Origin of the sequence: Pseudomonas sp. LG1D9 (assembly GCF_002949995.1) — a bacterium.
GTDB classification, from domain to species: domain Bacteria; phylum Pseudomonadota; class Gammaproteobacteria; order Pseudomonadales; family Pseudomonadaceae; genus Aquipseudomonas; species Aquipseudomonas proteolytica.
Genome location: NZ_CP026881.1, coordinates 4,768,182 through 4,792,132 on the forward strand (window position 1 = coordinate 4,768,182; position 23,951 = coordinate 4,792,132).

Genomic DNA, 23,951 nt, shown 5'->3' on the forward strand with positions numbered 1-23,951 from the left:
CCCTTATAAATACAAAAACCACAAGATTGTCTGCATAACGAGCCCGCAGTTTCTCTTTGAAGGCAGGTTTTTGTTGTGAGTAGTAGCTTCCGCGCACCCCCGATTCCTTCGTCCGACGAGATTGATCTTGTTGCACTTTTTCAGGTTATCTGGAAGCAGAAAAAATTAGTCTTGGCTGCTACCGCAAGCGCCGGGCTGATTGCTGCGATCTATGCGTTCCTCACGCCTCCTCAGTACGAAGTCAGCAGTGTGTTGCGCCCGGCCGCAATTAACGAGCTGGATGCTTTGAATCGCTCTGAGATTTATACGCTTCCTCCTGGTGATGCTCTTGTCAGAGTGGGCGCATCATTGGAGTCTTACGATACCCGCTTGGGTTTTTTCCGCTCAAACCAGAAATTGTTCAAGGCATTCGAGCAGCCTGGCAGGACCTTGGAGCAGAGTTTCGAAGAGTTTAACCGCAACTCTATTGAGCTCATTCTGCCCGACCCGAAGAAGGCTAACTCTCTCAGTGCCTATATCAAGCTTGAGATGAGTTATCCGAAAGGCGTGGATGGCGTCGCCATTCTCAATGGCTTCGTTGATTACGCGATTGCCACGGAACGTGAGCAAATTGCAGCGGATCTGGACGTCATCGTAAAAAACCGATTGAACGAGCTCAAGGGCAAGATTGATGCTGCCCGCTCTAATTACGAGGTTGATAAAGAGGCGCGGATTGCATCGCTGCGAGAAACCGATAGCTTGCGACGTGCGCAGTTGCAGGATGAACTCAAGGCGTTGCGAGCACAGTTGAAGACTGGGCGCATCGACCGAGTGGCGCAGTTGAACGAAGCCATCGGAATCGCCAAGTCCTTGGGGATCAGAAAGCCCAGCACGCCTTCCGCTCTGGGTGAGTCAGAGCGTAATGGCTCATCAAGTGTGATGCGTACCGAAATAAACAATCAGCAAATCCCTCTGTACTTCATGGGCGTCGAGGCGCTTGAGGCTGAACGTACTGTGTTGATGCAGCGTAAGTCCGATGACTTTACTGAGGGTCGTATCGCGCAGATTGCCAAAGAGCTTCAATTGCTCCAGTCGAACCGTGAGATTGAAGTGCTGAATCGTCGTGAAAACGAGGATCTGTTTCTGGCCGGTGTTCAGCCGGTGCGCGCTGAAGAGGCTCGCTTGCGTAACTTAAGCATTGATATGAGCCGGCTGAAGCTGGTAACTATCGATAAGCAAGCCCTTGAACCTTTACGTCCGGTCAAGCCTCAGAAGGCGTTGATTATCCTGCTTGGTCTGATCTTGGGTGGATTTGTCGGGGCATTCATTGCCGTGATTCGTCATCTTGTCAAGACCCGTCAATCTCAGCCCCAATCGGCAGCATTATCCATGCTGCCCAATTCGCCGACGATGGTGGGTAGCGATACAGGTTTGAACAAGCCGTAATAGATGCCTGCAAGAACCGCGCTGTGCTCTCCTGGCAGTGCGGTATTTCATTTCATTTGGAAACTAGCTTGCAACTTATTGTCTATAGCGCACTGGATAAGTGTTTTTCGGCTTTTGGGCTCGCGTGATACCTGGGGTCGGTCAGTGTGACTGGCGTTTGTAGGGGCGGTCCTCCTGCTCGTCGGGTTATTTCATGTAAAAAACGGCAGCGTCCTGCGGCGGATGGCTCATAATCACGCGAGTCGATCAACCTTGCCAGGGCGGTTATTTTCCCGCGTGGAGCGTTGACTACGTTGCGCAGGAGGCCTCCGCAGGGGAGAGCTCTGTCCGGAAAAAACGAGATTTTTATATTGGCGATTTCGGATTGCCGGCCACAGGCATTGAAATTGTGGCTCAATACCGAGAAGCTACGCGCTATTTTTCACCCGCCAACCCGTGTGTTGGCATTGGTGTAATGCAGATATTTAAGGAAGTTCTAAAGATATGACGGACATCAAACGCAAAGGCATCATCCTCGCCGGCGGCTCCGGGACGCGTTTGCACCCACTGACTCTGGGTGTATCCAAGCAAATGTTGCCTATTTTCGACAAACCGATGATTTTTTATCCGTTGTCGGTGTTGATGCTCGCTGGCATGCGCGAAATCTTGATCATCTCGACACCTGAAGATCTGCCTTGCTTTAAAAAGCTCCTGGGAGACGGCAGCCAGTACGGCATCCAGCTCAGCTATGCCGAGCAACCCAGTCCGGACGGATTGGCCCAGGCCTTCCTGATTGGCGAAGAGTTTATTGGTGATGATCCTTGCTGCCTGATCCTTGGCGACAATATTTTCTACGGCCAGCACTTTTCCGATAACTTACGCTCCGCCATGTCCCAGACATCCGGTGCGACAGTCTTTGGCTATCACGTATCGGATCCTGAGCGTTTTGGTGTGGTTGAGTTCGATGCCACTGGTCGGGCATTGAGCATCGAAGAAAAACCAACGAAACCGAAGTCTAACTACGCAGTTACAGGCTTGTACTTCTACGATAACCGAGTGGTGGACATTGCTAAGAGCATCAAGCCATCGCCGCGTGGCGAGCTTGAGATCACGGACGTCAATCGTGCCTATCTGGACGACAAGTCATTAACTGTAGAGATGCTGGGCCGTGGTTTTGCCTGGCTGGACACTGGTACTCACGAGTCGCTCTTGGAGGCGAGTCATTTCGTCCATACCATTGAGCACCGCCAGGGGCTTAAAGTCGCCTGCCTCGAGGAAATTGCGTTCCATAAAGGTTGGATCACTTCGGAGCAGCTAGGTGTTCAGGCGGAAAAACTGAAAAAGACAGGCTATGGCCAGTACTTGCAGAAACTTCTGGAAGAGGCTTCAAAGGCATGAAACTGATTCAGACTGCTATTCTTGACGTTGTAATCATTGAACCAAAGGTTTTTGTCGATGATCGCGGCTGGTTTATGGAAAGCTTTAACGAAGAGCGGTTTCATACAGCGCTTAAAGAGCTAGGGCTGCCGATCCCACGAGCGTTTGTTCAGGATAATCACTCCTGCTCAGCAAAGGGCGTGCTGAGGGGCTTGCACTTCCAGCGTGCGCCGCATGCCCAGGGCAAGCTAGTGCGTGTGGTACGGGGTGCTGCATTTGATGTGGCGGTGGATATTCGGCCTGAGTCCAGCACCTATTTGAAATGGGTCGGCGTGCATCTGAATACTACCAACAACCATATGCTCTGGATCCCAGAAGGGTTCGCACATGGCTTTGTCTCGCTAGAGGACGACACTCATTTTCTGTACAAGACCACCGATTACTATGCTAAGGATTCCGAGGGAGCGCTTCATTGGAGTGATCCGGCGCTGAATATTGATTGGCCTAATGCTGGAGACTACCTCGTCAGTGAAAAAGACGATAGCGCACCAGGGTTGGATGCCTTTCTGGAGGCGCAGCAATGAGTTTGATCGAGATTTTAGATATTGAATCGAGGGGGGATGAGCGAGGGCAACTGATCGCTCTGGAGAATAACAAGAATATTCCTTTCGCAATCAAGCGCGTTTATTACCTTACCCAAACCCGGGAAGACGTTGCTCGTGGTTTTCATGCTCACAAAGAGCTGATGCAGGTTGCGGTTTGCATATCTGGTCGATGCCTCATGAAATTGGATGATGGGGTCAATCAGGAGGAGGTCTGGCTGGACTCTCCTGTTAAAGCGATTCTCATCAGGAAGATGATTTGGCGTGAAATGCATCATTTCAGCCCTGATTGTGTCCTGCTTGTCTTGGCGAGCGAACTCTACGATGAGCAAGACTACATTCGTAGTTATTCTGACTTTAAGTTGCTGGCCAAGTCGAACTAAACTCTCGAGTGTAATAGAGCGCATGAAGATTACGAGCTAATGAGTGGGTTGGTTTTTAGTCTGTTGTTTGGCCGAAATGATCAGGTAATTGCAAAAATGATAAAGTTTTTAGAGTTAAAAGATATAAACAGCCTTTGCCGTGATGAGTTGGTCGCTGCTTGCACTCGTGTTGTTGACTCTGGTTGGTATATCGGCGGAACTGAACTTCAGATATTCGAACGCGAATTTGCAGCCTATTGCGGCACTCGACATTGCATCGGTGTGGCTAACGGTCTCGATGCTTTGGTATTGGTTATCAGAGCGTGGAAAGAGCTTGGCTACATGAGTGAAGGGGACGAAATCATTGTTCCATCCAATACCTATATCGCCAGTGTCCTGGCTATTTCTGAAAATGGACTGGTTCCTGTGCTGGTCGAGCCGGATCCCGACACACGGAATCTCTGTCCGATGGCAGTCGAGTCTGCCATCACGAAGAAGACCAAAGCTATTCTTCCTGTTCACCTTTATGGTCGAATGGCTGATATGCCCAAGATTATGGCCGTTGCCAAGCGACATGGCCTATTGGTGCTGGAGGATTCAGCACAGGCTCACGGTGCCCATATTGATGGGAAAAAGGCTGGCAGCTGGGGGGATGCATCGGGATTCAGCTTTTATCCAGGAAAAAATCTCGGCGCTTTAGGTGACGCGGGTGCCGTTACAACCAATGATGATAAGTTGGCCGTTACGATCCGGGCGTTGGGTAATTATGGATCGTATGAGAAGTACAAGAATACTTATCGCGGTGTAAATAGTCGGCTTGATGAAGTTCAAGCGGCTTGCCTCTCGGTCAAACTTAAGTATCTGGATGCACAAACCGCTTATCGTCGTGAAATTGCACAGTTGTATTCTGCGACAATCACGAATCCTCTTATTTCTTTGCCTGTCGCGTCAGAGTTTGATGCGTCAAGCAACTCCAGTCATGTGTGGCATGTTTATACGGTCTTGTGCGATCAGCGAGATGAGCTTCAAAAACATCTTGCGGAGCATGGCATACAAACATTGATCCACTATCCAATTCCGCCTCATCAGCAACAAGCATATTCAGAGCTTGCTGGTCATTCCTATCCTGTCGCGGAACGTATACATCAACGTATATTAAGTTTGCCGATTGGCCCTACGCTGTCGATGGCGGAGGCGCAGGTTATTGTCTCGGCGTGTAACAGTTTCGGTAGAAACTGATGAATCTTGTTAAAACCAGCCTTTTGAATGGCATCGCCGTTGCCATAAAAATGTTGACGTTGCTGGGGCTGAATAAGTTACTGGCTGTATACGTCGGACCTGGTGGTTATGCAGCAATCGGTCAGTTTCAGAACGTCGTACAGATGCTGACCACGTTTGCCAGCGGTGCCATCAATAATGGTGTGACTAAATATACAGCAGAGTATTCCGGGGACGAGTACCGACTACATGCTTTATGGAGGACCTCCGGTACTATTGTACTGGTAGGTGCAACAATTGCTTCGCTGTTGATAGCATTGCTTAGTAAAGAGTTGGCGTTGTGGGTTCTTGGGGATGCTGAGTTCTTTGGCGTGTTTCTTTGTTTTGCCGCTACATTAATATTTTTTAGTTTTAATACTTTACTGCTCGCAGTATTGAATGGACGGAAGGAAATTGTTCTTTATGTATTTGCAAATATAGGAGGAAGCCTCTTTTCATTGATAGTTACCTCGATAATGGCGATCTACTTTGGGCTTTATGGCGCGTTGGTTGCTCTTGCGGTATATCAATCCTTAAGTTTCCTGGTTACCGTTGTCCTCTGCAGGAAAACAGTATGGTTTAAAGTTGGATTATTCTTTGGTGCTGTAGACCGTGCGGTTGCATTGCGGTTGGCGAAATTCACTGCCATGGCATTGACCTCTGCTATCTGTATGCCCATTAGTACGATACTTATTCGAAATGATATTGTTTCAATGCTTGGGTGGGATGCTGCAGGTTATTGGGAGGCAATGCTAAGGCTCAGTGCGGCCTATCTTCTGTTGGTGACCACAACGCTGGCTGTTTACTATTTACCACGACTGTCTGAACTCCGTACGGCTAAAGAATTGATTTTCGAAATTAAGCAAGGCTACAAGATTATTCTGCCTGTTGCTGTTTTAGCTGGTGTCGCGATGTACGTTGCTCGCGACCTGATAATATTTTTATTGTTCACCACAGACTTTTCTCCAGTCCGTGAACTGTTTGCTTGGCAAATGGTGGGAGATACGCTGAAAATCGGTAGCTGGATTCTTGCTTATTTACTCTTGGGCAAGGCGATGTACAAGACCTACATCGTTACGGAAATTGTTTTTTCTGCGTCCTATGTGCTATTTGCGTGGTTTTTTGTTCGTCAAGTTGGCTTGGAGGGCGTGGTGATGGCCTATGCGCTGAATTATGCACTTTATTGGTTCGTCATGATCGCGTGCGTGGCAGGGTATTTTAGAATGATGCGCAGCTCTTCATCCTCTGCAGTTGAATAAGGTGTACTAGATGCTGACGATTGTTATTCCTGCTTACAACCACGAACACTATGTCATTGAGGGGCTTGAGGCTGCATGTTCGGTTGATCTGCCGGGAACGGAAATTATAATTGTTGATGATGGATCCACTGATGCAACCAGATTGAAAATAGAACAGTTTCTTCAAGAGAAAAATCCAGGAAATGTTACTTTTGTGGTCAAGGAAAATGGCGGTGTTGTTTCATCTTTGGCTCTTGGGCTTGAAAGAGCAAAAACTGAATTTATTTATTTTGTCGCATCGGACGATATTCTTTGTTACGAGGGAATTACAGCCTGTATTCAGCAATTGGAAGACCATCCTGATGCGATGTTCTGCATCGGTGGCGGGGTAAGCTTTGCTAGCGATGACCCAGATGTAAATATCCCTGTTTATGGTGAGTTGCACGAACAGTTTTTTTCTATGAGTGCTTCTTCGCGAGCGAGTGCACTGTATTTGAACTACCCGCAGCCCATTCTTCTGCAGTCGACGGTGTTTAGGTGTGCTGGCTTGAAAGAGGTGGGGGGGTGGGATCCGCGAATTGTTCTAGATGACTATTCAATGTTCATCAAAATGTTTACTAAATTTCCATTGCTAAATCATGACTTTTTGTATGTGCCGGCACAAAAAGTGGTGAAGTATAGGCAACATGGTGCCAATGCTTACAAAAATGTGTCTCGACAATTTTTTATAATCAAGCAAATGCTGGATTTTTTGGCACCTGCTGAGATTTATTCAAAAGCGCTGGGGAAAGTACTGGCGATGCATTTTTTAGGCGCTGTTCGATTAGGTCGTTTCAATGATGGTCTAAGCCTTTTTAAGAATGTATCAATGGGTGCTAAGTCATACTTTGTATATTATCTTGCCTCCTATGTTTTCAGTTATACAGGGCGAATGTTAAGTAAGTTGGTGCGGAGAGTATTCGGTTGAAGCCATCAATCAATGAGCCTGTTCGTCGAATGTATTTTGATGGGCGGTGGAGGGTGACAACTCCGGGTGCCATTGTCGCATTTGTTTTTGTTGCAATAGCCTCATTATTGATTGCCTTGCGTCCCATGGGGTTGGATTACGATTATCAGACCTACTTGGAGTACTACGATAATATTCTTGCTGGTTATCCTCCAGCGGTTGAAGTTGGTTATAAGCTGATTACGATTTTTTTTGAGCAGATAGGGATTGGTTTTTTGGGGGTGTTGTATACATATGCTTTTATTGCGTTGTATGCAAAGTTTAAGTTTTTTCAGCGGTTAGAAAGTTATCGCAGTGTTCGTGAAGGGCTATTTTTTGGTGTTGTCTATTTTCTTGTGTTTTTCCCGGTCTGGGAATTGACGCAAATTCGTAATGCGGCGGCAATAGCAGTTGTTGCCTTGGCTATTCTTGAAGATCGTAAAATTAATTCGGTTTTTTATTTTTTACTTGCTGTGCTTTTGCATAACGTTAGTTTTTTGATCGTCGCCTTTTGGCTAGTTCAGCGTTTTTTTGGTTCATTGAAATACCCTATTGTCATAGGAGTGGCTTTAGTGATTTTTCTAGGGCTTGAGTATGCGCCTTACTATCAGCGCTATGCTGCCGATGTGTACAAAGAGGATTTTAAGCCGTTCTCTTTGAAGAACTTGTTTATAGTATTTACATTTATCTATATCCAGTTTTGTCGCCAGCCACTGCCGAAGAGTCTTGCTTATTATTCGATGGCTTTGTTGTCGTTTTATCTGGCAATGGGCAAGATGCCGGCTGCGGCCATCAGGGTTGCGGATATTTCACTTTTTTTTGCGTTGTTAGCTTTATCCCTCGCACATCTGCGGTTCAGTTGGCTCTATAAGCTTTTGACCATCTTTGCGTTGGGTTACGTTTTTACGAATATCAGTTATTTAGGGGAGAACCCTCTAATTAACCTGGACGCAATTTCATGGGCTGGCTGAGGAGCCGACCTCCTATTTTAGCGGTAAGTGAGTTTATGTTAGAGGTGGAAGTGGCTAAAGTTGCTGCGGTAGTGGTCGGCTATATGCCGGAAATAGACGTCCTGGACAGGCTTTTGATTTCGCTTGGTTCGCAGGTGGATGTGTTGATTTTTCTTGATAATGGAGCCTCATCAAACGTACTGATGGCCGCTCCTGTCGAGCGACAGTCCCTCGTTTATGTGGATATGGAGGGCAATAAGGGGCTCGGGGCGGCCTTGAATAAAGGTTTCGAATTGGCTGTTAATGCCGGTGTGGACTACGTAGTTACCTTTGATCAAGACAGTCATGCCGAACCTCAGTTAATCGCGAAGCTAGGCACGGCAATGGCTCAAGCAAAATTAAAAGATCCACGTTGTATTGCCGTCAGCCCGGCTTTTTTTGACCGTCGGGACGGGAAGAAAGTTAATTTTCCGTTTTATCAGTCTGTCAATGGCGTTATTAAACCCGTGTTTCATTCTGATGATGAGAATGGTTTGGTAAATGTTGATATTTTGATTACTTCTGGCATGTACATCAGTACACAGGCCTGGATTGAAGGACATCGATACGACGAAGGTTTGTTTGTCGACTTTACCGATTCTGAGTGGTGTTTTCGGGTTAGAGATCAAGGGTATGCACTTTACGGGTGTTTGAATGTTGAGATGGGGCATGCTTTATCCGATGCGCCACCTGTCAAGCTTTTTGGGTTGAGTTTTCTTCGATATTCCCCGGTGCGCCGATATTTCTTCTTCCGTGCCACAGTTGCGGTGTGTCGGATGAACCATATGCCAACGTGTTGGAAAAAACGCCTGTTGTTGGCTTTGGTCCTGCGTTTCTTCGCCAACCTATTGATCGACAAAAACAAAATCCAGTCTCTGAAGATGATGTTGCGCGGCGCGCTCCATGGCTGGCAAAAAAAACTTGGCCCACTGCGTTAATATTTAGCTGTGATTGAGTTCCCTCGTTCCAATACGTGGGTTAAGTATTAAAGGTAGAAAGTTATGCAACCACGTATTTTGGTTTTGCTCGCGGCTTACAATGGTATGCGTTGGATTTCTGAACAGGTCAATACGATCCTGAACCAAGAGGAGGTCTCTGTTTCATTGCTGATCAGCGTAGACCGCTCTGATGATGGCACTGAGAATTGGGTCGATCAGTTGTGCCAGCGTGACTCAAGGGTAAAAACGCTGGCCCACGGAGAGAAATTTGGAGGTGCGGCTCGAAATTTCTTTCGTTTGATAAGCGAAGCGCCGGTCGACGACTTTGATTACTTCTCATTTGCCGATCAGGATGATATCTGGCTTCCAAACAAGCTGATCAGTGCGACCAGGTTTATGCTTGAGCAAAAGTCTGACGGCTACTCAGGTAATGTCACTGCATTTTGGCCTGATGGCCGTGAGTCGATCATCGTGAAGGCTCAGCCACAGGTGGCATTTGATCATTTGTTTGAAGCGGCAGGTCCTGGGTGCACGTATATCTTTACCCAAGCGTTGTTTGCCGAGCTTCAGCGAGATATCAATAGTCGCTTGGCGCAGGTGCAGAATGTCACCCTACATGATTGGTATTGTTACGCCTACAGTCGTTCACACGGCTTTAAATGGGTGATTGATGCCCAGCCGTATATGCGCTATCGCCAGCACGGGGGTAACCAGGTTGGTGTGAATAGCGGTGCTAAAGCATTTAAAAAACGGTTATCTCAGGTTTTTGATGGCTGGTGGCTAAATCAGGCTGCGCTGATTTCCCGCATGGTCGGCATGGAAAATGACCCTTTTGTTCGGCGCTGGATCGGACTGGGGCGATGGGAGCTGCTCTGTCTAGCAGGCAGTGCCTGTAAGTGCCGTAGACGGCTACGAGATAAATTTGTTTTCGGTGGGCTGTGTCTGATGTTGGCGTTGTTGAGGCAAAAAAAATGAAAACCCAGCTATTGATTACTGGCAGTAGTGGTTTCGTCGGGCGCCAACTGATTCGACAGTTACAGGGCCATTCAAATTACAACACACGTGCTCTTGTCCGCACTATGCCCGATGTTTTGGCGACTGATGTTGATTACGTGCAGCTCTCTGACTTTTCCACTGTGACAGCGGAGCACCCGGCTATGCGGGGTCTTGACGTTGTTGTACACCTGGCATCACGCGTGCACGTCATGAATGATACAGAGTCTGATCCTCTCGAAGCGTTTCGCAGAGTGAATGTGGGCCACACGCTACAATTAGCCCGTAGCGCTGTTGCAGCTGGGGCGAAACGTTTTATTTTCGTCAGTTCGGTCAAGGTCAACGGTGAGCAGACGGCTTTCGGCAGGCCATACAGTGAAACCGATAATCCTTTGCCTGTTGATCCTTATGGTATCTCAAAAATGGAGGCCGAAGATGCGCTCAGAGAACTTGCAGCGCAAACAGGTCTTGAGGTAGTCATTGTCCGCCCCGTGCTGGTTTATGGGCCGGGTGTGAAGGCTAATTTTGCGAATATGATGAGGTGGTTGAAAAAGGGCGTTCCGTTGCCCTTTGGTGCTATTAGCAACCAGCGAAGTCTTGTGGCATTAGATAACTTGGTCAGTTTTATTCTGACCTGCGTATCTCATCCAGCCGCTGCTAACCAGACGTTTTTGATCAGTGATGGTGAGGATGTATCCACCACTCAATTGTTAATTCGATTAGGCGAGGCCTTGGGGTCACCTGCCAGACTCATCCCGGTTCCTGAGTGGTTGTTGGTGTTAGGGGCCACTTTGCTGGGTCGCAAGGCGCTATCCCAGCGACTGTGTGGTTCGCTGCAAGTGGATATTACAAAAAGCCGGCAACTATTGGGCTGGGCGTCAGTCGTTACCCTTCAAGAAGGGCTCAATGCAACTGCGCAACATTACCTTAGTGAGCAAATTTAATGACGTATTGGTACATCTTTCCCCTTGTCGCGCTTGTGTCCCTGTTACTGACAGCCGTACTGCGCCGATATGCACTGCGTCGTAGCATCATTGATATTCCTAATGCTCGTAGCTCTCATACGGTACCAACGCCCAGAGGAGGCGGGGTAGCAATTGTACTCACGTATGCATTTTCGCTATTCGTGTTGGCACTCCTGCAATGGGTGTCCATTGCTGAAAGTGTCGCGCTCTTAGGGGCGGGTCTACTGATCGCAGTGATTGGTTTTATGGACGATCACGGTCATATAGCTGCGCGTTGGAGGCTGTTGGGTCATTTTGTCGCTGCCGGCTGGGCACTTTTCTGGATGCAAGGGTTGCCCCCAATTACAGTTTTTGGCTTTTCTTTGAACCTTGGATGGTTTGGCCATTTAATTGGCGCATTTTACTTGGTTTGGATGCTGAATCTTTATAATTTCATGGACGGAATAGATGGCATCGCCAGTCTAGAGGCTATTTGTGCGTGCGTCGGTTTGTCGCTGATTTATTTTTTTAGTGGCTATGAAACGTTGATATGGTCTCCTCTTTTATTAGCCATGGCCGTTGCAGGATTCTTATATTGGAACTTCCCACCTGCTCGAATTTTCATGGGGGATGCAGGGAGCGGATTTCTCGGCATTGTTCTGGGCGGACTTTCTATACAGGCAGCCTGGATTGGCAGTGAGTTTTTTTTCGCTTGGTTAATCATGTTGGGAGTATTTGTTGTAGACGCTACCTTTACCTTGGCTAGGCGACTGGCCCGGGGAGACAAGGTCTATGAGGCTCATCGTAGCCATGCATATCAATTTGCCTCACGCCAATTTGGAAAGCACCTCCCGGTAACGGTGTCTATTGGTGTCATCAACGTTGTCTGGCTTTTCCCTCTGGCTCTCTGCGTTACGTTACTGGGACTGGATGGCTCTCTGGGCTTAGTAATCGCTTATGTGCCATTGCTGTTATTGGCCGTAAAATATAATGCGGGTATGCGTGAGTAGATGCTCTGGCAAGGACGGTATTGACCGCTTTTTTCTTCTCATTCCGGCATAACCTGTATGATCAGGTAGCTTCGTGAATGAAACCAAAAGCTTTAGTTTCAATCCGTGCGGCATGACGTTCGCAGAAGCGACGGGCGGTAGCTGCTCGTTGAGAGTTTTAATTTAATTGTGAGTAGTAAGGTCGTCAGAAAAACATGGATAAATTACGAACATTCCTGCTGAACCTCCCTCGCAGGCAAAAGCGCATTCTCCAGGTCATTGCCGACATCATTCTGGTCTGGCTCGCCCTCTGGATGGCGTTTGTTGTTCGTCTAGGGATCGATGAGTTGGTCAACCCCGTCGTACTGCATTCTTGGCTGTTCATCAGTGCGCCAATTGTTTCCATCCCGCTGTTTATCCGTTTTGGCATGTATCGCGCCGTGATGCGCTACTTCGGCAACGATGCACTCATCGCGATTATCAAGGCTGTCAGCCTGTCGGCGTTGATTCTGGGGGTTGTCGTCTATTGGTACAGCAACCACGAAAATGTGGTGCCACGTTCTATCGTGTTCAACTACTGGTGGCTCAGTCTGATCATGATTGGTGGATTACGCCTAGCCATGCGCCAGTACTTTCTGGGGGATTGGTTTGCAGCTGCCCAGCATGTACCGTTTACCAGTCGCGATGATGGCCTGACCAAGGTTGCGATCTACGGTGCAGGTGCTGCCGGCAATCAACTGGTTGCGGCGCTTCGTATGGGGCGAGTCATGCGCCCGGTGGCGTTTATCGATGACGACAGCAGCATCTCTGATCGCGTCATCTCCGGCCTTCAGGTGTTTAAACCCAAGCATATTCAACAGATGATCGATGCCACTGGGGCCCAGGAAATCCTGTTGGCCATTCCGTCGTCCAATCGTGCTCGACGTCGCGAGATTCTTGGCCTGCTGGAAGGGTTTCCGTTGCACGTGCGTAGCGTGCCGGGCTTTATGGATCTTGCCAGTGGCCGGGTGAAGGTCGATGACATTCAGGAAGTAGACATTGCCGACTTGCTGGGGCGTGATGCAGTGCCTGCCCAGGGTGACCTGCTGGAGCATTGCATCAAGGGGCAGAGCGTCCTGGTGACGGGGGCAGGTGGTTCTATTGGTTCAGAGCTTTGCCGGCAGATCCTGGCGTTGCGTCCTACTACCTTGCTGTTGTTCGAGCACAGTGAGTTTAATCTTTACAGTATTTTGTCGGAGCTGGAGCAGCGTATCACCCGTGAGTCGCTGCCTGTCCGTTTGCTACCCATCCTGGGCTCGGTACGAAACCAGGTAAAATTGTTCGACGTGATGAAGACCTGGCATGTTGATACGGTCTACCACGCGGCAGCTTACAAACATGTGCCGATGGTTGAGCACAACATCGCCGAAGGCGTCCTGAACAATGTCATCGGTACATTGAATACCGCCCAGGCGGCGCTTCAGGCGGGGGTCTCCAACTTTGTTCTGATCTCCACGGACAAGGCCGTGCGCCCAACCAATGTCATGGGCAGTACCAAGCGTTTGGCCGAGTTGACGTTGCAGGCCTTGAGCCGTGAGTTGGCACCGGTATTGTTTGGCGACAAGTCCAACATTTCCCGGGTCAACAAGACTCGCTTCACCATGGTTCGTTTTGGCAATGTACTAGGTTCGTCTGGCTCGGTTATTCCGTTATTTCACAAGCAGATCAAGTCAGGTGGGCCGCTAACGGTCACTCATCCGAAGATTACGCGTTACTTCATGACCATTCCTGAAGCGGCCCAGTTAGTGATCCAGGCAGGCTCAATGGGGCAGGGGGGGGATGTATTCGTGCTTGATATGGGCGAGCCGGTGAGAATCGTCGAGCTGGCAGAGAAGATGATTCACCTGTCCGGCCTGAGTGTTCGCTCGGATAAGAACCCCCATGGTGATATCGCCATTGAGTTTACAGGGCTACGTCCCGGTGAAAAGCTTTACGAGGAGTTGCTGATTGGCGACAACGTCGTGGCCACCCAGCATCCGATGATCATGAGTGCCAACGAGGATCATCTGGATTGGGAGATACTCAAAGGGAAGCTGGCAGAGCTGCTGGCGGCGGTTGATGCAGACGACTACAGCAGGGTCCGTCAACTGCTACGCGATACGGTCAGTGGGTATGCGCCGGATGGCGAGATCGTGGACTGGATCTACCAGCAGCGTCGCCTGGAGCCTTGAGGCGCGGCCTGGCTCATCAGTGAAGCCTATGAAAAGGTTTATTGATGAGCCAGCGTCAACAGGGTTTACGAAAACTCCTTGATCCATTCAGCAACGGCTTTCTCTGGATAGCCGCGGTGGAAATGTCGACGCCATGGATAGGCGTGGTTCCCCGAACCATCCTTCAATTTGATCTTCTCCGTGCCACAAATAAACTTTGCGGGCGAGCCGGCAACCACTGCATCTGGATTGACGTCTTTGTTCACGGAGCTGTGGGCACCTACCAGGGCACCTTTTTTGACGGTAACGCCGGGCAATATGACCGACATGGTGGCGATGACCGCGAAGTCTTCGATCGTTACACCGGCCATCACTTCACTCGGCGGATGAGGGTCGTTGGTCAGTACCACGTAGGGGAAGATCCAGACGTAGTTGCCCACCGTCGAGTGCTGCCCAATGTGAACATTACTGTGGCATTTGACATAGTCGCCAATCTCGCAGTGGCCTTGGATATCGCCCAATGTGCCAATCTGGAAACCGTCCCCGGCTGTTGTCAGCTCTCTTATTGTAACTCGATGGCCTGTAACTAGTTTTTCACCAAAGGTCGAACCTTCATAGAATACGCTGTGCGACCGGATGACTGCGCTTTTACCAATGATCAGTGGGCGTCCATTTGCAAGCTTTGTCGGCAAGCCTATTTCGCAATATGCACCGATCTCGGTGTTATCACCGATAACGACATTTTTATGAATAATACTGTAAGGGCCAATGCTGACATTGTTCCCGAGCTTTGCACCGTCATCTATGATTGCAGTTGCATGTATCATTGAAATCCTCCTGACAACGTACTTGAAACTAAACAAGTACCTTGTTTGCGAATTAGTATTTGTAAAAGCCCTGTCCTGTTTTTCTACCGAGATGATTAGCTCTAACCATTTTTCTCAGCAGGGCATGGGCGCGATATTTTGGATCGCCTGTTTCATTATGCAATGTTTCCATAATCGAGAGATTCACATCATTGCCGATCAGATCTGCAAGTGCCAACGGGCCTATTGGATGGTTGGCGCCGTAGCGCATCGCCTTATCAATTTCTTCGGCTGTGGCGACGCCCTCTGCGAGAATACCAATGGCCTCGTTGATCATAGGAATCAACATTCGATTGACGATGAACCCTGGAGCTTCGTTAACAATTACAGGCTCTTTGCCCAAACCCTTGGAGAAATTGACCGCCCAATCCAGCGTGGCGCTTGAAGTGGCCAATCCCGCGATAACTTCAGTCAGTTTCATGACCGGCGCCGGATTGAAAAAATGCAGGCCTACTACGTTTTGAGGGTAGGTGCACAGCGCAGCAAGACCAGTGATGGAGAGCGATGAGGTGTTTGAAGCCAGAACCATGTCGGGTGACGAGATGGTCGAAAGTTCTTTGAATATTGCTTGTTTGGCATCCATGTTCTCTGCAATAGCTTCAATGATCAGCTTCGAGTCAGACAGGGAAGTGTAATGTTCAACAGTAACTATTTTTTCGCGGTATTGGTGGGCGAGTGATTCTTCGAGTCGCCCTTTTTTAACTTGACGATTCCATTGGTTTTCCAACTCAACTAGAGAGTCATTGACAGAAGCTAGGTTGCGCCCTTTCCAGAATACGGTCGAGATTTGATTCGACTGCGCGAGGATCTGTACTATTCCTTTACCCATAGTGCCTGTTCCAATTACCGCTACAGAGTACAGGTCTGTCGACATTCGCATTTCGTCCCGGCTCGCTTCTTTTCGAAAAATTCCATGATATCCAATTCACCTGGCAAGATGAAGCAATCAGTGCGTGCTCCGACACAGGGCGTTTAGATAAGCGTTGATATTTTTTTGGCAGGTGTTGATTGTGCCTTGCCCGTTCAGCCCTTTGCCTGGTGGGCGGCTGAGGCGGGAGGCGCATATTTTAGGCTGGCATATATTGTAACTCACCCATTTTTGACTATCCCCCCACATCACCTAAGTTTGAAAAGCAGCTTCGGAAAGCTGCTTTTCCCACTGATGTCATGGAGCGTCTCTAATGCGTAAATCCGTTTTATCCTCCCTGGTTTTTGCCGTCCTCACCAGCCTGTCAGTCGCGGCCTTCGCCGCCCCATCGGCCAAGCCCGAAGCGCCAATGCCGGTAGTGGCCCAGGTAGACAAAAGTGAACAGCCAACCCCAAAAATCAACCTCAACGCAGCAGACGCTGAAACCCTGCGCCGCGATCTGTTCGGTATTGGCGCCGCCAAGGCCAAGGCGATCATCGCTTATCGCGAGTCCAATGGATCGTTCACGGCGGTGGATGAGTTGCTGGAGGTGAAGGGGATTGGCAAGTCGCTGCTGGAGAAGAATCGCGACAGGCTGGAGGTTAAGTAATCAAAGCAGGAGGCCGGTCATTGACCGGCCTTTTTTGCGTCAGCAGGGGCTGTATTGATCCCGGTTTTCAGGTTTTGCCGCACGACGTCGAGTATGCGTGTCGCCAGTTGCGGGTTTTCGACGCTGCGCGCCAGTACCAATGCGCCTACCAGTGTCGACATGATCACCAGGCTTTGTTCGTCTGCACTGGGGCTGCCCAATGCGGTTTCGATTTGCTTGAGTCGGGCGTCGAGGACTGTATCGGTGGTGGGGCTCTGTTGCCCGCGCTGCCCCAGTTCCGAGGACATGGTGGGCAGCGGGCAGCCTTGGTCGGGGGAGGTGTGGTGCCACTCGGACAAGTAACTGTCGATGAAGGCTTCCAGCGGTCGCTCCTGGCTGAAGATCGCCGCACAATGGGTGTCCAGCTCGGCGGAGGCCGCTTGCAGGGCTTTTTCCACCAGTTCGTCTTTGGATTTGAAGTGGGCGTAGAACCCGCCATGGGTCAGGTTCAGGGCTTTCATCAGGGGCTGCAGGCCGGTGGCGCCGATGCCGTCGCGGCGAAAGCGCACCGACGCTTCTTTAATGATGCGCTGATGGGTTTGAGCTTTGTGATTTTGCGAGTAGCGCATGAGAGGGCCCTCTGTAACATCGCGCCATATTAACCAAGGTTTGGCGCTGTTTCTCGGCCCGATTACAAATTTGCACTAATCTCAATCGATTCGCCTGGCGTGCTGCCGGTAAGGGTCAGCACGGGGCGTTGGTTTCAGCGATCCTGCGCATCCTTGGCGTCGGCCTGAGCATTGCGCTCGGCGACGCGTTTGCGTTGTTCGTCGGTCAGTTCCACTTTGTTGGCGCTGTCACGCAGCATCATCAAGCCACCAACGATCGAACCGATGGCGACCACCATGATCAACCAGGCATACCAGGGCATAGGGCTCTCCTTGAGGCTGACTGCCATGGGGAAGATTCCCCACGGCACTATCAGCTTTGAGTGACGGCGTTCGTCAGTCGTTCCATTGTAGGCCCGTTCTGCCTCGCTGGTTTAGAGCCCGGTCAACATGGCATCTGCCGGTGCGTCGGCGCGGTCTTGGGCGGTCAGTTGGAAGTAGATGAAGCCTGCGGCCATGAACCCAAGGAAGATCAGGCCGATCAGGGTGTTGAACCACGCCATGGCGACCAGGCAGACCAACGCCAGGATCAGGGCGATCGCCGGTACGATAGGGTAGCCCGGTGCGCGGAAAGTGCGTTCCAGCAGCGGTTCGCTCTTACGCAGCTTGAACAGGCTGAGCATGCTCATGATGTACATGACGATGGCGCCGAACACCGCCATGGTGATCATCGCCGCGGTAAGGGTCATGCCGCCGAGGTTGATCAGGCCGTCGCTGTAGATCGCGGCGATGCCCACCACGCCGCCGGCAAGGATGGCCCGGTGGGGTGTCTGGAAGCGTGACAGCTTGGCCAGAGAGGAGGGCAGGTAGCCGGCGCGGGCCAGGGCGAAGAACTGGCGCGAGTAGCCGAGGATGATGCCGTGGAAGCTGGCGACCAGGCCAAACAGGCCAATCCACACCAGCATATGCAGCCAGCCGGAGCTTTCGCCCACCACGGTCTTCATCGCCTGGGGCAATGGGTCGTTGATGTTCGACAGGGTGCGCCAGTCGCCCACGCCACCAGCAAAGAACATCACGCCCATGGCCAGAAACACCAGGGTCAGGATGCCGCTGATATAAGCCTTGGGAATCGTGCGTTTCGGGTCCTTGGCTTCTTCGGCGGCCATGGCGGCGCCTTCGATGGCGAGGAAGAACCAGATGGCGAAGGGGATCGCGGCAAAGATTCCGGCAATCGCCGGCGCACCAAACGTATCGGAACCCGCCCAGCCGTTGAGGGCGAAGTTGCTGAAGCTGAACGCCGGTGCGACCACGCCCATAAATACCAGCAACTCGGCCACGGCCAATACACACACCACCAACTCGAAGGTCGCGGCGAGTTTCACTCCCAGAATATTCAAGCCCATGAACACGAAGTAGGCCCCGACCGCTGCGTGTTTCGGGTCGAGTGCCGGGAATTGCACATTCAGATAGGCGCCAATAGCCAGGGCAATCGCCGGCGGCGCGAAGACAAACTCGATCAAGGTGGCCAACCCTGCGATCAGCCCACCTTTCTCGCCGAAGGCCCGTCGGCTGTAGGCAAACGGCCCGCCGGCATGGGGAATCGCGGTGGTCAGCTCGGTGAAGCTGAAAATGAAACAGGTGTACATGGCGGCGACCATCAATGACGTCACCAGGAAGCCCAACGTCCCGGCCACGCCCCAGCCGTAGCTCCAGCCGAAGTACTCGCCGGAGATCACCAGCCCCACGGCGATGCCCCACAGGTGCAAGGTGCCCAAGGTGGGCTTGAGTTGTGTGTTCATTGTGTTGCTCCCTGAACGGTTTGGAATGTTTCAGGACATTGCAGCGGCCATGCCAGCTTGGAAAAGGGTGTCGTAAAGGGCTGGAACTGTCGTGTGGGAGATAGTCTGTTGTTTGAGACCGTTATTTCGTGCACCAGGGTAGGGCGGTGGTGGATATGCTGACGCTATCGCGGGCAAGCCCGACTCCCACAGTTGACCGGGTACGTCATTTGGAATGCGGCCAACTGTGGGAGTCGGGCTTGCCCGCGATAGCGGTCTCAACAGCCCCACAAACCTCACGTCCACCCCACTCTTTACGCCATCTTTACGCCCCCTCCACCCCCTCGCCCTCGCTCCTTTACACCCCTCCTGCGGACAATGCCCACACGCGGCAGTCGCCGTATGACGGAGAAACTTCCATGAGTGTTCTGGACGGGGTGTCACTGCTATTGGCCGTGGCGCTGTTCATTTATCTGCTGGTTGCGCTGTTGCGCGCGGACCGGGGCTAGGAGCGGCTATGCACAGTTATGACTATTGGCTGATCATCGCCTTCTTCGCCGTGGTGCTGGTTCCGGCGCCATTTCTGGGGCGGTTCTACTACAAGGTGATGGAAGGGCAGCGCACCTGGCTGACCCCGGTTTTCGGGCCGGTGGAGCGCGTCTGTTATCGCGTGGCCGGGGTCGATGCGCAGCAAGAGCAAAGTTGGCAGAAGTACATGTTGGCCCTGCTGGCCTTCAACCTTGCCGGATTTTCACTCCTCTTTTCGATCCTGCTCTTCCAGGACTACTTGCCTCTCAACCCCCAGCAATTGCCCGGGCAGGAGTGGACGCAGGCGTTCAACACCGCGGTCAGTTTCATGACCAACACCAACTGGCAGTCCTACAGCGGTGAGGCGACTCTCAGCTATCTGAGCCAGATGGCCGGCCTGACCGTGCAGAACTTTGTCAGTGCCGCCACCGGCCTGGCCGTCCTTGTCGCCCTTTGCCGTGGGATTGGTCGCAAGTCCGCCAGCACCCTGGGCAATTTCTGGGTGGACATGACCCGCGCCACCCTCTATGGCCTGCTGCCATTGTGCCTGCTGCTGGCGTTGTTCCTGGTGTGGCAGGGCGTGCCGCAAACCTTCGCCCACTACGTTGATGCGCTGACCCTGCAAGGCGTTGATCAAGTGATCCCGCTCGGCCCGGCCGCCAGCCAGATTGCGATCAAGCAACTGGGGACCAACGGCGGTGGCTTCTTCGGTGTCAACTCGGCGCACCCATTCGAAGACCCGACGGCCTGGGCCAACCTGTTTGAAGTGGCGGCGATCATCATGATCCCGGTGGCGCTGGTTTTCACCTTTGGCCACTACGTCAAGGACCTGCGCCAGAGCCGCGCGATCCTTGGCTGCATGTTCGCGCTGTTCCTGATCGGCGGCTCGGTGTCGTTGTGGTCCGAGTATCAGCCTAACCCGACCCTGAGCAACCCGGCCGTGGAGCAGACTGCGCCGCTGGAAGGCAAGGAAGCGCGCTTCGGCACCACCGGTACGGTGTTGTGGTCGGTGACCACCACGGCGGCGTCCAACGGTTCGGTCAACGGCATGCAAGACAGCCTCAGCCCCCTGAGCGGGATGGTGGCGCTGGTCAATATGATGGTGGGCGAAGTGATCTTCGGCGGCGTCGGCGCCGGCATGTACGGCATGCTGCTTAACGTGCTGATCGCGGTATTCCTCGCCGGCTTGATGATTGGTCGCACCCCGGAATACCTCGGCAAGAAACTCCAGGCCCGGGAAGTGCAATTGCTGGTGGTGACCCTGCTGGTAATGCCGGTGGGCGTGCTGGTGCTCGGCGCGATTGCCGCCAGCGTGCCGGCTACCGCTGCGACCATCACCAACCCCGGCCCCCATGGCTTCAGCCAGTTGCTGTACGCCTACACCTCGGCCAGTGCCAACAACGGTTCGGCGTTTGCTGGCCTTGGCGCCAATACGCCGTTTCACAACCTGATGCTCGGGTTGGGCATGTTGATCGGGCGCTTTGGCTACATCCTCCCGGTGCTGGCCCTGGCCGGCAGCCTGGCGATGAAGAAAAGCGCACCGATTGGCCAGAACAGTTTCCCGACCCACGGCCCGTTGTTCGTGACGTTGCTGACCGTGACCATTTTGCTGGTGGGCGGCCTGACGTTCCTGCCGACGCTGGCACTGGGCCCTATCGCTGAACACCTGAGCATGGGCTTCTAAGGGGTATGAACATGAATATGCCTGTAAACAATGCCGCTCCGGTCAAGACCCAGGAATCGGCCAAGACTGCGATCTCGGCCCTGTGGCGCCCTGCGTTGGTCCAGGCGTTCGTCAAGCTGGACCCGCGCCAGTTGAAGCGTTCGCCGGTGATGCTGGTGGTTGAGCTGACCGCGATCCTCACCACGGTGCTGTGCCTGGTGCCGGACAGCAGCGTGCCGACCTTTGTCGCGGTGCAGATTGCCCTGTGGCTGTGGTTCACCGTGTTGTTCGCCAACTTCGCCGAAGCCCTGGCCGAGGGCCGTGGCAAGGCCCGCGCCGATAGCCTCAAGGCGGGCAGTGAAGGCCTGAGTGCGCGGCGCCAGGAGGCCGATGGCAGCTTCAAGGTGGTGCCCGCCACCAGCCTGCGCAAAGGTGATGTGGTGCGGGTAGCGGCCGGGGAAATGATCCCCGGCGACGGTGAGGTCATCGAAGGCATCGCGGCGGTCAACGAAGCGGCGATCACCGGTGAGTCCGCGCCGGTCATCCGCGAATCCGGCGGTGATCGCTCGGCGGTCACCGGCAATACCCGGTTGGTCTCGGACTGGCTGGTGATTCGCATCACCGCCAACCCCGGCGAGTCGACCCTGGACCGCATGATTGCCCTGGTCGAAGGCGCCAAGCGCCAGAAAACCCCCAACGAAGTGGCGTTGGACATCCTGCTGATCGGCCTGACCCTGATCTTCCTGCTGGTGGTCGTGACCTTGCAGCCGTTCGCCCATTTCGCCAATGGCAGCCTGCCCTTGGTGTTCCTGGTGGCGCTGCTGGTCACGCTGATTCCCACCACCATCGGTGGTCTGTTATCGGCCATCGGCATCGCCGGCATGGATCGCCTGGTGCGCCTCAATGTGATCGCCAAGTCCGGGCGCGCCGTGGAAGCGGCGGGGGACGTGCATGTGCTGTTGCTGGACAAGACCGGCACCATCACCTTTGGCAACCGGCGCTGCGCTGGCATCTATGCCGCGCCCGGCGTCAACGGCAAGGAGTTGGCCGAAGGCGCGCTGCTGGCCTCGCTGGCAGACGATACGGCGGAGGGCAAATCCATCGTCGAATACCTGCGGGCCCTGCATCCGTACACCGAGCCCTCTGTGCAAGAGCTGACGGGCGTGCCGTTCAGTGCCGAAACGCGCTTGTCGGGTGTGGACTATCAAGGCCGCGTCTATCGTAAAGGCGCCGTCGATTCGCTGCTGGCGTTTATCGGTCAGCAACGCCAGGACCTTTTGCCGGCGCTGTCCCGGGAAATCGACAAGATCGCCCAGAGTGGTGGCACCCCGTTGCTGGTGTGTGTCGACGGTAAACTGCTCGGCGCGATCCACCTCAAGGACGTGGTCAAGCCCGGCATTCGCGAGCGCTTTGCCGAACTGCGCAAGCTGGGGATCCGCACGGTGATGGTAACCGGCGACAACCCGCTGACCGCCGCCGCAATCGCTGCCGAAGCCGGCGTGGATGATGTACTGGCGGAAGCCACGCCGGAGAAGAAACTGGCGCGCATCCGTCACGAGCAGAACGACGGGCGCCTGGTGGCCATGTGTGGCGACGGTGCCAACGACGCCCCGGCCCTGGCCCAGGCGGACGTGGGCATGGCGATGAATGACGGGACCCAGGCGGCCCGCGAGGCGGCGAACATGGTCGACCTCGACAGCGACCCGACCAAGCTGCTGGACGTGGTGCAGATCGGCAAGGAATTGCTGGTGACCCGGGGCGCGCTGACCACCTTTTCGATTGCCAACGACGTGGCCAAGTACTTCGCGATCCTGCCGGCGTTGTTCGCCTCGATCTACCCGCAATTGGGCGTGCTCAACGTGATGCACCTGAGCAGCCCGCAGAGCGCGATTCTGTCGGCCATTGTGTTTAACGCGCTGATCATCGTGGTGCTCATCCCCCTGGCCCTGCGCGGTGTGCGAGTGCAGGCAGCAAGTGCGGCGGCGTTGCTGCGGCGCAACCTGTTGATCTATGGCGTGGGCGGGCTTTTGGTGCCGTTCGCCGGGATCAAGGCGATCGACATGCTGCTGACCGCGCTGCACCTGGTCTGAGCCAATCCTGTAGGAGCCGGCTCCTACAGGTCACGAATCAATTGAGGAAGATGAAATGTCCAGCATGATCCGTCCGGCGATAAGCCTGTTGGTATTGATGACCCTGATCACTGGCGTCGCCTATCCGCTGGTGGTGACCGGCGTCGCCCAGGTGGCCTTTCCCGACCAGGCCAATGGCAGCCTGGTGCGCGATGCCGAAGGCAAGGTGCGCGGCTCCAGCCTGATTGCCCAGGAATTTACCGGCGAGCGCTGGTTCCACTCGCGGCCTTCGGCAGGTGCGTTTGCCACCGTCTCCAGCAGTGCCAGCAACCTTGGCCCGAGCAATCCGGCGCTGGCGGCGCGGGTGTTTGACGACGCCGCTAAAATTCAGGTGCCAGGCCAGGGCCCCGTGCCCCTGGCGCTGTTGACGACCTCCGGCAGTGGTCTTGATCCACACTTGCCACCGCAGGCAATTGCCTATCAACTGGCGCGGGTGGCGGCGGCACGGCAGTTGCCGGTGTCGACCCTGGAGCGCTTGATGGACGAGCATATCGAACAGCCGCTGGTGGGGCCGCCGGTGGTGAATGTACTGGCGCTGAACATGGCGCTGGAAAAGTTGTAAACCGTGGCGCCGCCATCGCGGGCAAGCCTGCTCCTGTAGGAGCGGGCTTGCCCG

At 53.1% G+C, this 23,951-nt stretch carries 23 protein-coding genes; 18 read left to right on the forward strand and 5 right to left on the reverse strand.

The annotated features are described in order from the left end of the window. Positions 1–75: 75 nt before the first annotated feature. The 13 genes from C5F71_RS22340 to C5F71_RS22400 all read left to right on the forward strand — a co-directional run bounded on the left by C5F71_RS22340 (position 76) and on the right by C5F71_RS22400 (position 14,288). Complete coding sequence (locus C5F71_RS22340) at positions 76–1,425, forward strand: Wzz/FepE/Etk N-terminal domain-containing protein (protein WP_104911962.1); 1,350 nt, start codon at positions 76–78, stop codon at positions 1,423–1,425. A 483-nt stretch (positions 1,426–1,908) separates the two neighbouring features. Next, a complete protein-coding gene (gene rfbA, locus C5F71_RS22345) occupies positions 1,909–2,802 on the forward strand; it encodes a glucose-1-phosphate thymidylyltransferase RfbA (RefSeq protein WP_092235130.1) in 894 nt (297 codons plus the stop codon). After that, on the forward strand, positions 2,799–3,365 hold the full coding sequence (gene rfbC, locus C5F71_RS22350) for a dTDP-4-dehydrorhamnose 3,5-epimerase (RefSeq protein WP_092235133.1): 567 nt from the start codon (positions 2,799–2,801) through the stop codon (positions 3,363–3,365). The genes rfbA and rfbC overlap by 4 nt, the downstream gene beginning before the upstream one ends. Next, entirely contained in the window at positions 3,362–3,766 is a 405-nt protein-coding gene (locus tag C5F71_RS22355; protein ID WP_092235136.1) for an FdtA/QdtA family cupin domain-containing protein, read from the forward strand. Before rfbC ends, C5F71_RS22355 begins: the two co-directional genes overlap by 4 nt. A 96-nt stretch (positions 3,767–3,862) precedes the next feature. Further along, entirely contained in the window at positions 3,863–4,984 is a 1,122-nt protein-coding gene (locus tag C5F71_RS22360) for a DegT/DnrJ/EryC1/StrS aminotransferase family protein (protein WP_092237377.1), read from the forward strand. Continuing rightward, positions 4,984–6,261, forward strand: coding sequence for an O-antigen translocase (locus tag C5F71_RS22365; protein ID WP_104911963.1), 1,278 nt, complete (start codon positions 4,984–4,986; stop codon positions 6,259–6,261). The genes C5F71_RS22360 and C5F71_RS22365 overlap by 1 nt, the downstream gene beginning before the upstream one ends. Positions 6,262–6,271: 10 nt before the next feature. Further along, a complete protein-coding gene (locus tag C5F71_RS22370) occupies positions 6,272–7,207 on the forward strand; it encodes a glycosyltransferase family A protein (protein ID WP_092235142.1) in 936 nt (311 codons plus the stop codon). Further along, the gene (locus C5F71_RS22375) at positions 7,204–8,196 is read left to right on the forward strand and encodes an EpsG family protein (protein ID WP_139273563.1); all 993 of its coding nucleotides are present in this window, start codon (positions 7,204–7,206) and stop codon (positions 8,194–8,196) included. The genes C5F71_RS22370 and C5F71_RS22375 overlap by 4 nt, the downstream gene beginning before the upstream one ends. Positions 8,197–8,231: 35 nt before the next feature. Next, positions 8,232–9,152: a glycosyltransferase family 2 protein gene (locus tag C5F71_RS22380; protein WP_158682884.1), complete on the forward strand. Its 921-nt coding sequence runs from the start codon at positions 8,232–8,234 to the stop codon at positions 9,150–9,152. A gap of 63 nt (positions 9,153–9,215) precedes the next feature. After that, complete coding sequence (locus tag C5F71_RS22385) at positions 9,216–10,127, forward strand: glycosyltransferase (RefSeq protein ID WP_092235150.1); 912 nt, start codon at positions 9,216–9,218, stop codon at positions 10,125–10,127. After that, the gene (locus C5F71_RS22390; RefSeq protein ID WP_092235153.1) at positions 10,124–11,089 is read left to right on the forward strand and encodes an SDR family oxidoreductase; all 966 of its coding nucleotides are present in this window, start codon (positions 10,124–10,126) and stop codon (positions 11,087–11,089) included. The genes C5F71_RS22385 and C5F71_RS22390 overlap by 4 nt, the downstream gene beginning before the upstream one ends. Then, positions 11,089–12,099: a glycosyltransferase family 4 protein gene (locus C5F71_RS22395; RefSeq protein ID WP_104911964.1), complete on the forward strand. Its 1,011-nt coding sequence runs from the start codon at positions 11,089–11,091 to the stop codon at positions 12,097–12,099. The genes C5F71_RS22390 and C5F71_RS22395 overlap by 1 nt, the downstream gene beginning before the upstream one ends. A gap of 194 nt (positions 12,100–12,293) precedes the next feature. Continuing rightward, positions 12,294–14,288, forward strand: a complete 1,995-nt coding sequence (locus tag C5F71_RS22400; protein WP_104911965.1) for a nucleoside-diphosphate sugar epimerase/dehydratase — start codon at positions 12,294–12,296, stop codon at positions 14,286–14,288. A 65-nt stretch (positions 14,289–14,353) separates the two neighbouring features. On the opposite strand, the gene C5F71_RS22405 is transcribed toward C5F71_RS22400, so the two are convergent. Together C5F71_RS22405 and C5F71_RS22410 are read right to left on the reverse strand one after the other, a co-directional pair. Further along, the gene (locus C5F71_RS22405; RefSeq protein WP_104911966.1) at positions 14,354–15,094 is read right to left on the reverse strand and encodes an acyltransferase; all 741 of its coding nucleotides are present in this window, start codon (positions 15,092–15,094) and stop codon (positions 14,354–14,356) included. A gap of 52 nt (positions 15,095–15,146) precedes the next feature. Beyond that, positions 15,147–16,007: a 3-hydroxyacyl-CoA dehydrogenase family protein gene (locus tag C5F71_RS22410; RefSeq protein ID WP_104912652.1), complete on the reverse strand. Its 861-nt coding sequence runs from the start codon at positions 16,005–16,007 to the stop codon at positions 15,147–15,149. Positions 16,008–16,314: 307 nt separating this feature from the next. On the opposite strand from C5F71_RS22410, the gene C5F71_RS22415 reads away from it, so the two are divergent. Further along, a complete protein-coding gene (locus tag C5F71_RS22415) occupies positions 16,315–16,650 on the forward strand; it encodes a helix-hairpin-helix domain-containing protein (RefSeq protein WP_104911967.1) in 336 nt (111 codons plus the stop codon). A 17-nt stretch (positions 16,651–16,667) separates the two neighbouring features. Here C5F71_RS22415 and C5F71_RS22420 read toward each other — a convergent pair whose 3' ends face one another. The 3 genes from C5F71_RS22420 to eat form a co-directional block, all read right to left on the reverse strand. Then, on the reverse strand, positions 16,668–17,258 hold the full coding sequence (locus C5F71_RS22420) for a TetR/AcrR family transcriptional regulator (protein ID WP_070995185.1): 591 nt from the start codon (positions 17,256–17,258) through the stop codon (positions 16,668–16,670). Positions 17,259–17,392: 134 nt separating this feature from the next. Further along, positions 17,393–17,560, reverse strand: a complete 168-nt coding sequence (locus C5F71_RS22425) for a DUF2897 family protein (RefSeq protein ID WP_003172675.1) — start codon at positions 17,558–17,560, stop codon at positions 17,393–17,395. Between the two features lie 111 nt (positions 17,561–17,671). Next, positions 17,672–19,036 (reverse strand): ethanolamine permease, encoded by a 1,365-nt coding sequence (gene eat / locus C5F71_RS22430; RefSeq protein ID WP_092235173.1) that lies wholly within the window; start codon positions 19,034–19,036, stop codon positions 17,672–17,674. A 398-nt stretch (positions 19,037–19,434) separates the two neighbouring features. Between eat and kdpF the strand changes: the two genes are divergently transcribed. Genes kdpF through kdpC form a run of 4 tightly spaced genes read left to right on the forward strand, consistent with a single transcriptional unit; the run spans position 19,435 to position 23,897 of the window. Continuing rightward, complete coding sequence (gene kdpF / locus C5F71_RS22435; protein ID WP_032863112.1) at positions 19,435–19,524, forward strand: K(+)-transporting ATPase subunit F; 90 nt, start codon at positions 19,435–19,437, stop codon at positions 19,522–19,524. Between the two features lie 8 nt (positions 19,525–19,532). Continuing rightward, positions 19,533–21,227 (forward strand): potassium-transporting ATPase subunit KdpA, encoded by a 1,695-nt coding sequence (gene kdpA, locus C5F71_RS22440; protein ID WP_104911968.1) that lies wholly within the window; start codon positions 19,533–19,535, stop codon positions 21,225–21,227. A gap of 5 nt (positions 21,228–21,232) precedes the next feature. Next, the gene (gene kdpB, locus C5F71_RS22445) at positions 21,233–23,296 is read left to right on the forward strand and encodes a potassium-transporting ATPase subunit KdpB (RefSeq protein ID WP_104911969.1); all 2,064 of its coding nucleotides are present in this window, start codon (positions 21,233–21,235) and stop codon (positions 23,294–23,296) included. Positions 23,297–23,351: 55 nt separating this feature from the next. Then, positions 23,352–23,897 carry a potassium-transporting ATPase subunit KdpC gene (gene kdpC / locus C5F71_RS22450; RefSeq protein ID WP_104911970.1) on the forward strand — a complete coding sequence of 182 codons (546 nt, stop codon included), beginning with the start codon at positions 23,352–23,354 and terminating at the stop codon, positions 23,895–23,897. Positions 23,898–23,951 lie beyond the last annotated feature (54 nt).